The organism is Pseudomonas sp. LBUM1658 (genome assembly GCF_059716055.1).
The window spans coordinates 991,880-1,007,473 of sequence record NZ_CP166798.1; the positions used below are offsets into that span (position 1 = coordinate 991,880).

At 57.3% G+C, this 15,594-nt stretch carries 12 protein-coding genes; 2 read left to right on the plus strand and 10 right to left on the minus strand.

Going from position 1 to position 15,594, the window contains the following annotated elements; all coding sequences use genetic code 11:
• Positions 1-302: 302 nt before the first annotated feature.
• Entirely contained in the window at positions 303-1,886 is a 1,584-nt protein-coding gene (locus ACA064_RS04530) for a peptide chain release factor 3 (RefSeq protein ID WP_497672301.1), read from the plus strand.
• A 402-nt stretch (positions 1,887-2,288) separates the two neighbouring features.
• Complete coding sequence (locus ACA064_RS04535; protein WP_497672302.1) at positions 2,289-2,501, plus strand: hypothetical protein; 213 nt, start codon at positions 2,289-2,291, stop codon at positions 2,499-2,501.
• Between the two features lie 268 nt (positions 2,502-2,769).
• On the opposite strand, the gene ACA064_RS04540 is transcribed toward ACA064_RS04535, so the two are convergent.
• The 10 genes from ACA064_RS04540 to ACA064_RS04585 all read right to left on the minus strand — a co-directional run bounded on the left by ACA064_RS04540 (position 2,770) and on the right by ACA064_RS04585 (position 15,297).
• Positions 2,770-3,111: a hypothetical protein gene (locus ACA064_RS04540; RefSeq protein WP_497672303.1), complete on the minus strand. Its 342-nt coding sequence runs from the start codon at positions 3,109-3,111 to the stop codon at positions 2,770-2,772.
• A 193-nt stretch (positions 3,112-3,304) separates the two neighbouring features.
• Positions 3,305-4,282, minus strand: a complete 978-nt coding sequence (locus tag ACA064_RS04545; protein WP_497669155.1) for an IS5 family transposase — start codon at positions 4,280-4,282, stop codon at positions 3,305-3,307.
• Positions 4,283-4,588: 306 nt separating this feature from the next.
• Entirely contained in the window at positions 4,589-5,560 is a 972-nt protein-coding gene (locus ACA064_RS04550; RefSeq protein ID WP_497672304.1) for a peptide ABC transporter ATP-binding protein, read from the minus strand.
• Positions 5,560-6,528 (minus strand): ABC transporter ATP-binding protein, encoded by a 969-nt coding sequence (locus tag ACA064_RS04555; RefSeq protein ID WP_497672305.1) that lies wholly within the window; start codon positions 6,526-6,528, stop codon positions 5,560-5,562. Before ACA064_RS04555 ends, ACA064_RS04550 begins: the two co-directional genes overlap by 1 nt.
• Positions 6,529-6,538: 10 nt before the next feature.
• The gene (locus tag ACA064_RS04560) at positions 6,539-7,450 is read right to left on the minus strand and encodes an ABC transporter permease subunit (RefSeq protein ID WP_497672306.1); all 912 of its coding nucleotides are present in this window, start codon (positions 7,448-7,450) and stop codon (positions 6,539-6,541) included.
• A gap of 10 nt (positions 7,451-7,460) precedes the next feature.
• Positions 7,461-8,471: an ABC transporter permease subunit gene (locus ACA064_RS04565; protein WP_497672307.1), complete on the minus strand. Its 1,011-nt coding sequence runs from the start codon at positions 8,469-8,471 to the stop codon at positions 7,461-7,463.
• Positions 8,472-8,544: 73 nt separating this feature from the next.
• Positions 8,545-10,140 carry an ABC transporter substrate-binding protein gene (locus ACA064_RS04570; RefSeq protein WP_497672308.1) on the minus strand — a complete coding sequence of 532 codons (1,596 nt, stop codon included), beginning with the start codon at positions 10,138-10,140 and terminating at the stop codon, positions 8,545-8,547.
• A 79-nt stretch (positions 10,141-10,219) separates the two neighbouring features.
• Positions 10,220-11,596, minus strand: a complete 1,377-nt coding sequence (locus ACA064_RS04575) for an OprD family porin (protein WP_497672309.1) — start codon at positions 11,594-11,596, stop codon at positions 10,220-10,222.
• 169 nt (positions 11,597-11,765) lie between these two features.
• The gene (locus tag ACA064_RS04580; protein ID WP_497672310.1) at positions 11,766-13,367 is read right to left on the minus strand and encodes an ABC transporter substrate-binding protein; all 1,602 of its coding nucleotides are present in this window, start codon (positions 13,365-13,367) and stop codon (positions 11,766-11,768) included.
• A 304-nt stretch (positions 13,368-13,671) separates the two neighbouring features.
• Entirely contained in the window at positions 13,672-15,297 is a 1,626-nt protein-coding gene (locus tag ACA064_RS04585) for an ABC transporter substrate-binding protein (RefSeq protein WP_497672311.1), read from the minus strand.
• Positions 15,298-15,594: the final 297 nt, after the last annotated feature.

A 15,594-nucleotide genomic window follows, 5' to 3' on the forward strand; every position in this document is an offset into this window, starting at 1 on the left:
GGACGCTCTCCCATGCGGCACTGCCATTCCTGGCTGCCGGGAGAGTCGTTCGCGAAAAGCAGCTCGCAAGGGCCGGCAAAGCGGCACAAGTCGAGCCATAAGCGCAGCCTCGTCAGGATGATTTGCTGATATTTCAGCCCCTGAAACGAGGTGGTAACAAGAGAGTGGACGGCTCCACTGGGCAAAAGGTTCCCCTTATGTGCGGCATTTCGCCACCCCCAATGTGCTCAATGGTTCGGTTCTGGGCTGAGTTTGGGCTATAATCGCCGCCCTTTTTTGAATCACCTGCCAGGCGATTTCCCATGACCAAACAGGCCGCCGAAGTCGCGAAACGCCGCACTTTCGCCATTATTTCCCACCCGGATGCGGGTAAGACCACCATCACCGAGAAACTCTTGCTGATGGGCAAGGCCATTGCTATTGCCGGTACGGTGAAATCCCGAAAGTCGGACCGTCATGCCACCTCCGACTGGATGGAAATGGAAAAGCAGCGTGGTATTTCCATTACCACGTCGGTCATGCAGTTCCCGTATCGCGATCACATGATCAACCTGCTCGACACCCCGGGCCACGAAGACTTCTCGGAAGACACCTACCGCACCCTGACGGCGGTCGACTCGGCCTTGATGGTCCTCGACGGTGGTAAGGGCGTAGAGCCACGTACCATCGCCTTGATGGACGTCTGCCGTCTGCGTGACACGCCGATTGTCAGCTTCATCAACAAACTCGACCGGGACATCCGCGACCCGATCGAACTGCTCGACGAGATCGAAGCGGTCCTGAAGATCAAGGCCGCGCCAATCACCTGGCCGATCGGTTGCTACCGCGACTTCAAGGGTGTGTATCACCTCGCCGACGACTACATTATCGTGTACACCGCGGGCCATGGCCACGAGCGTACCGATGTGAAAATCATCGAGAAGCTCGACTCCGACGAAGCCCGTGCGCATTTGGGCGACGAGTACGACCGTTTTGTCGATCAACTGGAGCTGGTCCAGGGCGCTTGCCACGAATTCAATCAGCAGGAATTCCTCGACGGCCAACTGACCCCGGTGTTCTTCGGTACGGCTCTGGGCAACTTCGGTGTCGATCACGTGCTCGACGCCGTGGTCAATTGGGCGCCCAAGCCACTGGCGCGTGTCGCCAACGAGCGCACGGTCGAGCCGATTGAAGAGAAATTCGCCGGCTTCGTGTTCAAGATCCAGGCGAACATGGACCCGAAACACCGTGACCGGATCGCCTTTATGCGGATCTGCTCCGGCAGGTACGACAAAGGCATGAAAATGCGCCACGTCCGAACTGGCAAGGACGTGCGGATCGGCGATGCACTGACGTTCTTCTCCTCCGAGCGTGAGCAACTGGAAGAAGCCTTCGCTGGCGACATCATTGGTCTGCACAACCACGGCACGATCCAGATCGGCGACACCTTCACCGAAGGCGAAGCGCTGAGCTTCACCGGGATCCCGCACTTCGCTCCGGAGCTGTTCCGTCGCGTACGCCTGAAGGATCCGCTCAAGTCCAAGCAACTTCGCCAAGGCCTGCAACAGCTGGCCGAAGAAGGCGCGACCCAGGTGTTCTTCCCGGAACGCAGCAACGACATCATTCTCGGCGCCGTCGGTGTGCTGCAGTTCGATGTGGTCGCCAGCCGCCTGAAAGAGGAATACAAGGTCGAATGCGCCTACGAGCCGATCACCGTGTATTCCGCCCGCTGGATCGATTGCAGCGATAAGAAGAAACTTGAAGAGTTCTGCGTCAAGGCCGTGGAAAACCTCGCGATCGACGGCGGTGGTCACCTGACCTACCTGGCCCCGACCCGGGTCAACCTGGCGCTGATGGAAGAGCGCTGGCCAGACGTGAAATTCCGCGCGACTCGTGAGCATCACTAAGCGCTGAGCGGTAACACCCCAAGCCCCGTTGCGAAAGCTGCGGGGTTTTTTATTGGCCGGCGAAATTCCCTGAGGTCTATATTGTAGGAGCGAGCTTGCTCGCGATGGACGTTAACGATAACGCGTGTTTTCTGAATAAACGCACCGCCCTTGAGTCCATCGCGAGCAAGCTCGCTCCTACAAGAGCAGGGCCCTCGCCACAGGTCATCACAGCATTTGAAATCGCTGTTTGGCATAACCCTTATTCAAAACCAATCTGCCTGCCAATGGCATTTCCTGGGGTTCATCAGCGTCCTATCTGGAGAACCCGCTCGATCGCAACTGAGTTTCACACAATGCCACGGCATCCAGGTTTGTCGCCGTCAGGCTCTGAGGCTTCACCTTGAAAGGATGGAATCGGCTATGAGCATTTTTCTACGCGGTGTGTTGTTGCTGAAAGTATTGGTGCTGCTAACCCTCGGTACGGCGTCGGCGGCTTGGGCGGAGTGTCCGGAACATGAGGAGCAGGCCTCGAACGGGCACGGGGCGTACAGCGTAATGATTGCAGCGGAAGATGACGACTCGACCACTGACGATCCAGACACCGAGGAGGATGAGGGCGATAGCCAGACATAGAATGTAAATGACGGACAAAAGAAAACCCCTTCTTCCAAATTGCTGAGCAATCCAGGAAGAAGGGGGTTGGTCAACTCTGCAACAACACGCCCCGTTTACCGGGGCACGTTTTTTCAGGCTGCGCCGTCGACGAATTGCCGGTGTTTAACTATTTCTGCAAATCCATTAACAGGTTAGATAGTTGATTATTCCCACTATCAAGTGGGAATAATTATGGTGGTGAGCAGCGCGATGTTATGGAGATACTGCGTCACGCAGGAACGAATACTTATAGTCTGTTTTGACCGGCCCTCAACAGTTTGAGTGTCAGCTCGGTGCCCGCTCGCAGGTATTCGACTTGCGCATGGATTGCATCTTTTACATAGGCTTCCCCGAGATCCGTGACTTCTTGTTTCTGTGCATGTTCGACGCTGAGATATAAAAGATGCATCGCGACATCCATGGCGTTTTGAAAAGCAGTCAATGTGGTGTTCGGCCCGAGCTCCTCGGTGACTGCTTCCCAGCGGCGATCGGCTTCGGCCTGCAGTCTTTTGTATTCTTCCATCGAAACCTCGCCATCCGTGTAAATCTCCTCAATCATCAGCTCTAAAGACTTTGACATTGAACTCATTGGTTTATTCCTTTTGGTGGGGATGATTCAATGAGTTTAATCAGGCTAAGGAAGGTCTGAAGTACCCACCGATTTTTGATGCCCTCTCTGTGAGAGGTTCAAAAAACGCTGATTCGGTCGAAAATCGGACCTTTCCACTCTTTAATTCATGATTTTTCCTCTAATCGCGCTGTTTCAGGGCGATTAGCCCGCATTACAGGCGCACCTCTCCTGCATTCAACAATCGTTTTCGCACCATCCACAGGTTCGACAAGGCGAACAACGTCGTCTGCTGAGCGATGTTTTTCGCCAGACCACGAAAGCGCACTTTCGTATAGCCAAACTGGCGCTTGATCACTCGAAACGGATGCTCAACCTTGGCTCTGACTTGCGCTTTCGCATACTCAATCCCGCGTAGCACGCTACCGATCACCGTGTCTTTGCCATGCTCTTTGTACGAACTGGGCCGGGCAGAAATCGACCAAATCATCTTGCGATCCTGATGTTCTGGGCGTTTCTGCACCCCGGTGTAACCGGCATCGCCACAGACGTGAACTTCTTCTCCGTGAAGCAATTGATCCACTTGTGTCACGTCCGCCACGTTGGCGGGAGTACCGACAACGCTATGAACCAAGCCCGAATCCGCATCAACGCCAATGTGGGATTTCATTCCAAAATAGTACTGATTTCCTTTCTTGGTCTGATGCATCTCGGGGTCGCGTTTCTTGTCTTTATTCTTGGTTGAGCTGGGTGCATGAATGATCGTCGCATCCACGATCGTTCCGTGACGCAACATCAATCCACGGTCACCCAGATAACCGTTGATAACCTGCAAAATCCCACCCGCCAGCTCATGTTTCTCCAGCAAGCGGCGGAAGTTGAGAATCGTGGTTTCGTCAGGAATTCGATCCAGATGCAGCCCTGCAAACTGGCGCAGGATCGTCGTTTCATACAGCGATTCTTCCATCGCCGGATCGCTGTAGCCGAACCAGTTCTGCATCAGATGAACCCGCAACATGGCCAGCAACGGATACGCCGGACGACCACCTTCACCCTTCGGATAATGCGGTTCGATCAAGGCAATCAAACCCTTCCAGGGCACGACTTGATCCATCTCGATCAGGAAGCGCTCGCGGCGGGTCTGCTTACGTTTACCGGCATACTCGGCATCGGCGAAGGACATCTGTTTCATCGGGGCTCAACCGTTCGATTCGTGTGAGATGGGTATTTCACCAGAGATGGAAGTCTTTTTCAGAGTTTCCCTAAAGCTATTTCGGTAACTAAAAGACAGCTCGCGCCATGGCTTGTTACAGGTTGTGGATGTTTTCTTTTGTTGTTGAAGTATTGTTTCTTTTCATTCTGTAAGAAAACTACTTTGTTTAAGTAATATATAGGAAACCCCTCCAGCCAGACCGGTACGCGGCCCTGCGGAAGGGGTTGATCGACACTTGAAAAAAAACCTCCCGGACTGATTCCGAGAGTATTTTTTATGCCCGGTTCAAACGACGAATTGCTCGGCGTAGTGGCAAGCCACCTGGCGACTGTCGAGCAGGCGCAGGGCCGGCTCTTCGGTGCTGCAGCGCTCGGTCGCATACGGGCAGCGCTTGTGGAAGGCGCAGCCGGACGGTGGGTTGAGCGGGTTGGGCAGTTCGCCGACGATCTTGATCTTCGGCTTGTTCGGGTCCGGGTGGATGGTGGGTGTGGCCGACAGCAGCGCTTGGGTGTACGGGTGTAGAGGGCGGCTGTAGATGTCCTCCTTCGGACCCATTTCCACCGGACGACCGAGGTACATCACCATCACATCGTCAGCAACGTGTTGCACCACCGACAGGTTGTGGGAGATGAACACGTAGGCGGTGTTGAACTCTTTCTGCAGGTCCATGAACAGGTTGAGTACCTGGGCCTGAATCGACACGTCGAGGGCCGATGTCGGTTCGTCCGCCACCAGCACCTTGGGTTGCAGCATCATCGCCCGAGCCAGGGCAATCCGCTGACGCTGGCCACCGGAGAACATGTGCGGATAGCGCTGGTAGTGTTCAGGGCGCAAGCCCACCTGCTTCATCATCGCCTGGACTTTCTCGCGACGTTCGGCGGCACTCAGTTTGGTGTTGATCAGTAGCGGTTCGGCGAGCTGGTCGCCGATTTTCTGCCGTGGGTTCAACGAGGCGTAGGGGCTCTGGAACACCATCTGCACGTCTTTGCGCAGTTGCTTGCGCTGGGCCTTGTCGGCGCCGGTGACTTCCTGCCCGGCGATTTTCAAGGAGCCGGAGGAGGGCTCTTCGATCAGCGTCAGGGCGCGGGCCAGGGTCGACTTGCCACAGCCCGACTCGCCAACCACAGCGAGAGTCTTGCCGGCTTCCAGTTCGAACGACACGCCATTGAGGGCACGAACCAGGGCGGTGCCTTTGAACAGGCCGCGGGATACTTCGTAGTGACGGGTAAGGTCGCGGGCGGTGAGAACGACGCTCATTACGCCACCTCCTGATTCAAGGGGTAGAAGCAACGGGCGAGGCTGTGGGCTTTAGGGTCCAGGCCCGGGCGTTGCGTGCGGCAGTTGTCTTGCACATAGGGGCAACGCGGCGACAACAGGCAGCCTTGCGGACGGTCATAACGACCCGGAACGATGCCCGGCAGGGTCGCCAGGCGCTCGGCGCCCAGGCTGTGTTCCGGAATCGCTGCCAGCAATGCTTCGCTGTATGGATGCGCCGGCACGTCGAACAGCCCGGGCACTTGCCCGACTTCCACGGCTTGGCCGGCGTACATCACGCATACCCGCTGGGCGGTTTCGGCCACCACGGCCAAATCGTGGGTGATCAAAACCAGGCCCATGTTCTGCTCTTTCTGCAGGTTGAGCAGCAACTCCATGATCTGTGCCTGGATGGTCACGTCGAGGGCGGTGGTCGGTTCATCGGCGATCAGCAGTTTCGGTTCACCGGCGATGGCCATGGCAATCGCCACGCGCTGGCTCATGCCGCCGGACAGTTGATGCGGATAGGCATTCATGCGGCTGGCGGCGCCAGGGATTTCGACCTTTTCCAGCAGTTCGATGGCGCGCTTGCGGGCGTCCTTGCTGGACATTTTCAGGTGCAGGCGCAGCACTTCCTCGATCTGGAAGCCCACGGTGTAGCTCGGGTTCAGCGCGGTCATCGGGTCCTGGAAGACCATTGCCAGGTCCTTGCCGACGATTTTGCGACGCTGGCGGGCATTGAGCTTGAGCATGTCCTTGCCGTCGAAGACGAGGGAGTCAGCGGTAACGATTCCGGGATGCTCGATCAGCCCCATCAGCGCCATCATGGTCACGGACTTGCCGGAACCCGATTCGCCGACGATGGCCAGTACTTCGCCCTTGTCCACGGACAGGTCGAGTCCGTCGACCACCGGTACCGCGTTGGCGTCGCCAAAGCGCACGTTGAGATTCTTGATTTCTAGCAGTGACATGGGAATCTCCTCAGGCGGCGTTCTTGAGTTTCGGGTCCAGCGCATCGCGCAGACCGTCGCCCATCAGGTTGATTGCCAGCACGCTGAGCAAAATGGTCAAACCAGGCAGGCTCACCACCCACCAGGCGCGTTCGATGTAGTCGCGAGCCGAAGCCAGCATGGTGCCCCACTCCGGGGTCGGCGGTTGTACGCCAAGGCCGAGGAAGCCCAGGGCCGCGGCATCGAGAATTGCCGAAGAGAAACTCAAGGTCGCCTGAACGATCAGCGGTGCCATGCAGTTAGGCAACACGGTGATGAACATCAGGCGTGGCAGACCGGCACCGGCCAGGCGCGCGGCGGTCACGTAGTCGCGGTTCAGTTCACCCATCACCGCGGCGCGGGTCAGACGAACATAGGACGGCAGCGAAACGATCGCGATGGCGATCACGGTATTGATCAGGCCAGGGCCGAGGATGGCGACAATAGCAACTGCCAACAGCAGGGATGGCAGGGCCAGCATGATGTCCATCAGGCGCATGATGGTCGGGCCGAGCACGCGCGGGAAGAACCCGGCGAACAGACCCAGCATGATGCCCGGGATCATTGACATGACCACCGATGACAAACCGATCATCAGCGACAGGCGTGAACCATGGATCAAGCGCGACAACAGATCGCGTCCCAGCTCATCGGTACCGAGCAGAAACTGAATCTGCCCACCTTCCAGCCAGGACGGCGGTGTCAGCAGGAAGTCGCGGTATTGCTCGCTCGGATTGTGCGGTGCGACCCAGGGGGCGAACAGGGCGCAGAACACCACCAGGATCATGAACATCAGGCCGGCGACGGCCCCTTTGTTCCTCGAAAAGGCATGCCAGAACTCTTTGTACGGAGACGGATACAGCAGGCTTTGGTCGACTGCTACTGAGGTAGTTAGAGTGCTCATTAGTATGATCTCAGCGCTGATGACGGATGCGTGGGTTGGCAAAGCCGTAGAGGATGTCCACCACGAAGTTGACCAGAATCACCAGGCACGCGATTAACAGGATGCCGTTTTGCACCACCGGATAATCCCGGGCGCCAATGGCTTCGATCAGCCATTTGCCGATGCCGGGCCAGGAGAAGATGGTTTCGGTCAGAACCGCACCGGCCAGCAGGGTGCCGACTTGCAGGCCGACTACCGTCAGTACCGGAATCAAGGCGTTACGCAGGCCGTGGACGAACACCACGCGTGCTGGCGACAGGCCTTTGGCCCGGGCGGTGCGAATGTAGTCTTCGCGCAGCACTTCGAGCATCGAGGAGCGGGTCATCCGCGCGATCACCGCCAGCGGGATGGTGCCGAGCACGATGGCCGGCAGAATCAGGTGATGCAGGGCGTCGAAGAAAGCCCCGGTGTCATCGGCCAGCAGGGTATCGATCAGCATGAAGCCGGTTCTCGGCTCGATGTCGTACAGCAGGTCGATCCGCCCGGAAACCGGGGTCCAGCCCAGGGAGACCGAGAAGAACATGATCAGGATCAGGCCCCACCAGAAAATCGGCATCGAATACCCCGCCAGGGAGATGCCCATCACCCCATGGTCGAACAGGGATCCTCGCTTCAAGGCGGCAATCACCCCGGCCAGCAGCCCGAGGATGCCGGCGAACAGCAGGGCGGCCATGGACAGTTCCAGGGTCGCCGGGAACAGCGAGGTGAACTCGCTCCAGACGCTTTCACGGGTCCGCAGGGATTCGCCAAGATCGCCATGGGCGAGCTTGCCGATGTAGTCCAGGTACTGGGCATACAGCGGTTTGTTCAGACCAAGGCGTTCCATTGCCTGGGCATGCATCTCAGGGTCGACCCGACGTTCGCCCATCATGACTTCCACGGGGTCGCCGGGAATCATGCGAATCAATGCGAAGGTCAGCAAGGTGATGCCGAAGAAGGTGGGGATCAACAACCCCACGCGGCGGGCAATAAAACTAAACATCTTCTGGTGTACCTCATCAGCCGGTTAGGCGTGCCCGGCACCGTCGGGATCAACGATGACGGGCGTTTCTTATCTACTTCACCAGGGTGGTAGCGAAGTTATTAGTGGTCAGGGGGCTAATGTGATAGCCCTCGACGTTCTTGCGCATTGCGGTGAACATTTTCGGGTAGGCCATGGGGATCCATGGTTGATCCTGATCGAAAGTCACCAAAGCTTTTTCATACAGTGCAGCACGTTCTGCCGGATCGGTTCCCGCGCGGGCCCTGTCGATCACGTCCTGGAACTGTTTGTTGCACCAGCGGGCGTAGTTTTCGCCGTTTTTCGCTGCATCGCAACTCAGGTTCGGGGTCAGGAAGTTATCCGGGTCACCGTTGTCACCGGCCCAGCCGGCCGAGACCATGTCATGTTCGCCATTTTTGGCGCGCTTGAGCATTTCGCCCCATTCCATGACGCGGATGTCGAGCTTGATGCCGACCCGTGCCAGGTCCGACTGCATCATTTGTGCGCCGAGCAGCGGGTTGGGGTTGGTCGGGCCGCCACCGTTGCGGGTGAACAGGGTCAGCACCGTGCCTTCCGGCACGCCGGCTTCCTTGAGCAGCACGCGGGCCTTGTCCAGGTCGCGCGGCGGGTTTTTCAGTGTGTCGTTAAAGCCTAGCAGGGTTGGCGGATAAGGGCCGGTCCCGACCACGGCATTGCCCTTGCCGTACAGGCTGTTGACGTAGGCTTCCTTGTCGAAGGCGATATTGATCGCCTGCCGGACCCGCACGTCGCTCATGTATTTGCGGGTGGTATTCATGGCGGTGTAGCTGGTGGTCATGGCCGCCAGTTCGTCGACCTTGAGATTAGGGTCGGCCTTGATACTCGGGATGTCATCGGGTTTTGGATACAGCGCGATCTGGCACTCATTGGCCTTGAGCTTCTGCAGGCGCACGTTGTTGTCGGTAGCAATTGCCAGGATCAGCGCTTCGCTCGGCGGCGGACCACGGAAATAATCCTGGTTGGCCTTGAAACGGACCTGGGCGTCCTTGGCATAACGCACGAAGACAAACGGCCCGGTGCCGATTGGCTTGCTGTTCAGGTCGTTGGTCTTGTTGGCCTTTAGCAACTGGTCGGCGTATTCGGCGGAGTAGATCGAGGAGAACGCCATGGCGATGTCGGCCAGGAAGGGCGCTTCGCGGCGGGTCAGGGTAAATACCACTGTGTGGTCGTCGACTTTCTCGACGCTTTTGAGCAATTCCTTGAAGCCCATGCTTTCGAAGTACGGGAAACCTATGCTCGATTTGTCATGCCACGGATGCTTCGGGTCCAGCTGGCGCTGGAAACTCCAGAGCACGTCGTCGGCATTCATCTCGCGGGTCGGCTTGAAGTATTCGGTGGTGTGGAACTTGATGCCTTTACGCAGGTGGAAGGTGTAGCTCAGCCCATCCGCGCTGATCTCCCAGGAGTCGGCCAGTGCCGGTACCACTTCAGTGGTGCCGGGCTTGAAGTCCACCAGACGATTGAAGATGGTTTCGGCCACCGCATCGGCTGTGACTGCAGTCGTGTACTGGACCATATCGAAGCCTTCCGGGCTGGCTTCGGTACAAACCACCAAGGGTTTGGCCGAGACGCCGACAGCGACACTCAGCACCGCGGTGGCAATCGCCGCTCGTAACGCAAGCTTATTCATCAATAACCCCTCTGCAATCGATTGAACCAGAAAAGCCTGAACGGCTGATTCTTCAATAAATCAGCCGTTCAGCTGGTGCTTAGAGAATGTTGAATGGAATGGTGGTGACCAGACGGAATTCGTTGATGTTGCCGTCACCCTGGTTTTCGCTGGCGCGGTGAGTGGTGTAGGTCGCGCGAATCGCGGTGGCTTTCAGCGGGCCGCTCTGCACGGCGTAGGAAGTACCGATGCCGTATTCATAGTGGTGTTCGCCATCCAGGCCATTCACATCATAGGCGGTGCCTTTGTAGTGAGTACCGTCGATGCCCCAGCCGCGAGCCTGGTAGATGTTGAACTTCAGGCCCGGTACGCCGTATTCGGCCATGTTGATACCGTAGGCGATCTGGAAGGACTTCTCGTTCGGGCCGTTGAAGTCCGAGAGCAGGGAGTTGGCCAGGTAGATGCCGTTGGTTTCATGCAGGTAGTCGAAGTACTCGTTACCGTTAACTTCCTGGTAGGCGAACGTCAGGCTGTGAGCCTGGTGGGTCAGGCCGAACGATAGGGAGAAGGTATCGTTGTCGATCTCTCCCATCTTCTTTTTACCTTCATCGACGGTTTTGTAGTAGTTCAGGCCGGTGGTCAGGCTCAGGACCGAGCTGTCGCCCAGTTCGTGAACGGCGCCGAAGTAGTACTGATTCCAGAAGTCTTCGACATTGGCCGCGTACAGGCTGGTCTTCAGGCTTTTCAGCGGCTGGTAGTTCAGGCCGGCGGTGTGTACATGGTCGGTTTCGACACCGGTGGCCGAATATTCACTGCGAAATTTCGACAGGCTTTGCTCGGTACGCGGCGACACCCGGTCGAAAGTGCCAAGGTCGAACGACAGGTTGTCGAACTCTTCGCTGTGCAGGGCCACGCCTTCAAAGCTGGAAGGCAGCGGACGGTTGCCGATCACGTCGACGATCGGGCTGCTGAAGTTCTGGCGACCGGCGGTCAGAGTGGTATTGGAAACCCGCGCCTTGACGTTGGCCAGGCCGAGTTTGCTCCACTGGTCTACGGCATCACCGTCGGAATGGGCCAGGGTGCGGTTGGAACCGTTGGCAATGTCCTTGCGGCTGCGATCCAGGACCAGCGCGTTATAGGCCGCGACTTCAGTACTGAAACCCACAGTGCCCTGGGTAAAGCCGGAGCTGTAGTTGAGGATGGTGCCCTGAACCCAGTTGATGCGGCGCGGGGTGGTCTGGGTTTCACCGTGTTTCTGATAACTGAAGGTGCCACCACGACGCTTGAGCTCGTTGGCGTACCAGTTACGGGTCGTGCCCGACAGGCTCTGGCCGTCGACAAAGCCCTTGGATTCTGCTTGAGCGTTGGTGCTGTTGAGTTGGGTTGGAACGAATTCCTGGCTAACGCTTTCTGCGTGGGCCGTGGCCATCACGCTGCTGATGGCCAAGGCTAATAGCGCGGTGCTACTCAGTTTCATGGGTGAAGCTCCTGACTTTCTTTTTTATGCCGGTCTTTTTTTGGTGATCCGGCTATTGAATTTGAACTCGATCAAGGTATCGCAAACGTTTGCTGGCGACAGTTTTGTCGAATTCAGGCTGCACGCCTGCGGGAGAGCGAAATTCGCTCTCCGGGTTCTGGTTGCCGGGTTATGGAGTGATGCCGACGCCCGAAAAGACGTTACGGCCGAAGGGGCTGACCTTGAACCCTTCGACTTTGGCGCTCAACGGCTGGTTGACCGTCGAGTGGGCGATAGGGGTGATCGGGACTTGTTGCTTGAGCAACTGCTGAGCCTGTTTGTAGAGGACCGTGCGTTGTTCGCGATCCGTCACGATCTTGGCTTGCTTGACCAGCTTGTCGTATTGCGGGTCGCACCACATGGAGTAGTTGTTGCCGCCAATAGCGTCACAGCTGTAGAGGGTGCCGAGCCAGTTGTCCGGATCCCCATTGTCGCCGGTCCAGCCAATCAGGCTGACATCGTGCTCACCGTTCTTGGTGCGTTTGATGTACTCGCCCCATTCATAGCTGACGATTTTGACCTTGAGTCCGATCTTGGCCCAGTCGGACTGCAGCATTTCAGCCATCAGTTTGGCGTTGGGGTTGTATGGGCGTTGCACCGGCATGGCCCAGAGGGTGATCTCGGTGCCTTCCTTGACCCCGGCGGCCTTGAGCAGCTCTTTGGCTTTTTCCGGGTTGTAGGCGACGTCTTTGATGGTCTCGTCATAGGACCATTGGGTGGGCGGCATGGCGTTGACCGCCAGTTGCCCGGCGCCCTGATACACAGCGTTGAGGATGCCTTGTTTGTTTACCGCCATGTCCAGCGCCTGACGCACTTCGAGCTGGTCGAAGGGTTTGTGCCGCACGTTGTAGGCGATGTAGCCAAGGTTAAAGCCGGGCTTCTCGATAAGTTGCAGTTTCGGGTCTTTTTTCAGCGCGTCGACGTCGGCCGGGCGCGGGTGCAGGGTGATCTGGCATTCACCGGCCTTGAGCTTCTGCACGCGTACCGAGGCGTCGGTGTTGATCGCGAAAATCAACTGATCGAGCTTGACCCGGCTCGGGTCCCAGTACTGTTTGTTACCGGCGTAACGGATCTGCGAGTCCTTTTGATAACGCTGGAACACGAAGGGGCCGGTACCGATCGGCTTCTGATTGATGTCGCTGGGTTTGCCGACCGTGAGCAACTGATCGGCGTATTCGGCCGAGAGGATCGAAGCGAAACTCATGGCGATGTTTTGAATGAAGGCGGCGTCTACGCTGTTGAGCGTCATTACCACGGTCAGCGGGTCGGTCTTTTCGACTCTGGCGATATTCTTGTTCAGGCTCATCCCGTTGAAATACGGAAACTCGGTGGGGTAAGCCTTGCGGAACGGCTGCTCGGGATTGAGCATGCGGTTGAAGGTGAACAGTACGTCATCGGCGTTGAAGTCGCGACTCGGTGTGAAGTACTTGGTTGTGTGAAATTTCACCCCTTCGCGCAGGTGAAAAGTGTATGTCAGACCGTCCTCGGAAATATCCCAGCGGGTAGCCAGGCCCGGGACGACACTGGTCGCGCCTTTTTCGAACTCGGCCAGCCGGTTGTAGATCGGTTCGGCGGCATCGTTGTCGGTTGCAGTGGTGTACTGCGCGGTGTCGAAACCGGCCGGGCTGCCTTCAGAGCAAAACACCAGGCTGTTGCTGGCGGCCTGGCTGATCGATGCGCCGGCCAACAGGCCGGTGCCTAGTAATGCGGATAAAACCAAGGAATGACGCATGACGCTCCCTCTCCCTTATTGTTTTTTGTTCAATGACTTCTCCCTGTCCGGAGGGGCAGGGAGAAGTCATTGATCCCAAGTCATCGCGTACAGCAGTGCCAGCCAAAAACGCAGGACTGCCGTGCCTCGACGGTATGAGCCGCGGGCGGGACAGTAAATGCATATGGTCTTAAAGACGCGTAGGAAAAGTCGACTTGTCCTAGGGCCGCTGCGGTAGTACGCAGAGGTTCTGGATGTAGGCAAATTCCTGCGGTCCTGGCGGGTAAAGCAACGGCGACCTCAAGGAAGCCGCCGTTGCCAGACCTTATTTGCTGACGCTGACGCCGTAGAAGGAGTTCAAGCCAAACGGGCTGATCTTGAAGTCCTGCACAGTCGTGCGCATGGGTTGAAACACCGTCGAGTGAGCGATAGGTGTCATTGGAACCTGGTCTTTGAGGAGGTGTTGCGCCTGCTTGTACAGTTCGGTGCGCTTGGCCTGGTCAGGTGTTTTCTTGGCATCTTTGACGAGCTTGTCAAAGTCCTTGTTGCACCATTTGGAGAAGTTGTTACCGGCCAGGGAGTCGCAGCCGAACAGCACGTTGAGCCAGTTATCCGGGTCACCGTTGTCGCCGCTCCAGCCGATGATCATCGCCTGGTTCTCGCCGCCCTTGGAACGCTTGATGTACTCGCCCCATTCGTAGCTGACGATGTTGACGTTCAGACCGATTTTCTTCCAGTCCGACTGCAGCATTTCAGCCATCAGTTTTGCGTTCGGGTTATACGGACGCTGAACCGGCATGGCCCACAGAGTGATCTGGGTACCTTCCTTGATGCCTGCTTCCTTGAGCAGCTCTTTGGCTTTCTCAGGGTCGTATTTGGCATCCTTGATGGTGGTGTCATAGGACCACTGGGTTGGCGGCATGGCGTTGACGGCCAGTTGGCCGGCGCCCTGGTACACCGAATCGATGATCTGTGACTTGTTCACCGACATGTCCAACGCCTGACGGACCCGCAGGTCGGCCAATGGGTTGTTGTCGGTGCGGCCCTTGAGCACGGGCATTACGTTATAGGCGATGTAACCCAGGTTGAAACCGGCCTGTTCTGGCAGCTTCAGGGTCTTGTCTTCGCGCAGTGCCTTAAGGTCGGCCGGACGAGGGAAGAGGGTGATCTGGCACTCGTTTTTCTTCAGCTTCTGGATACGTACCGATGGGTCGGTGGTGATGGCGAAGATCAGGTTGTCGATCTTGACGTCTTCAGGCTTCCAGTAGTCCTTGTTCCCGGTGTAGCGGATGTTGGAGTCTTTCTGGTAGCTCTTGAACACAAACGGGCCAGTGCCGATCGGCTTCTGGTTGATGTCGCCTGGTTTGCCTTCCTTGAGCAGCTGGGCGGCGTACTCGGCTGACTGGATCGAGGCGAAGCTCATGGCCAGGTTCTGGATGAAGGCAGCATCAACGCTGTTCAGCACGAACTTGACGGTGTGATCGTCGACCTTCTCGACCTTGGCAATGTTGGTGTCCATGGCCATGTCGGTGAAGTACGGGAATTCGGTCGGGTACGCTTTACGGAACGGGTCATCCTTGTTAATCATGCGATTAAAGGTGAACAGCACGTCGTCGGCGTTGAACTCACGAGTCGGTTTGAAATACGGGGTGGTGTGGAACTTGACGCCTTCACGCAGGTGGAAGGTGTAAGTCAGCACGTCCGGGGAAATGTCCCAGCTGGTTGCCAGACCCGGAGTAACGGCGGTGCCGCCACGCTCGAACTGAGTCAGGCGGTTGAACATGGTTTCTGCAGAGGCGTCGAAGTCGGTTCCGGTGGTGTACTGACCTGGATCAAAGCCGGCCGGGCTCCCTTCGGAGCAGAACACCAGGTTAGTCGCCGCTTGGGCGAATGGTGCGCTAGCTAACAAGCCTGCGCCGACTAAAAACGGAATGACCGCGTGTTTGAGCATGGTGGCCTCATGATTTGTTGTCATTTTTTGATTTAGAGGACGACCTCGTGAGTCGTGCCTGCGGATACTTATGCAGGGCCCATACCCAATGCAAGATCCGGAGTGGCTACAAGCCTTAAACAGTGGCACGAACGTACAGGAATGTCGCATCAGTGTAAGTATTGACGCATTTGACCGTTTGCGCGTGGTTTTTTCGGTGCATTTGGTGCGCTACAAGGGGGCGGTGGAGTGTAGGTCGCACCTGACGGGGGCGTAGGGTGTTACCTATAGATACCTGACCTGTAGGAGCTGCCGCAG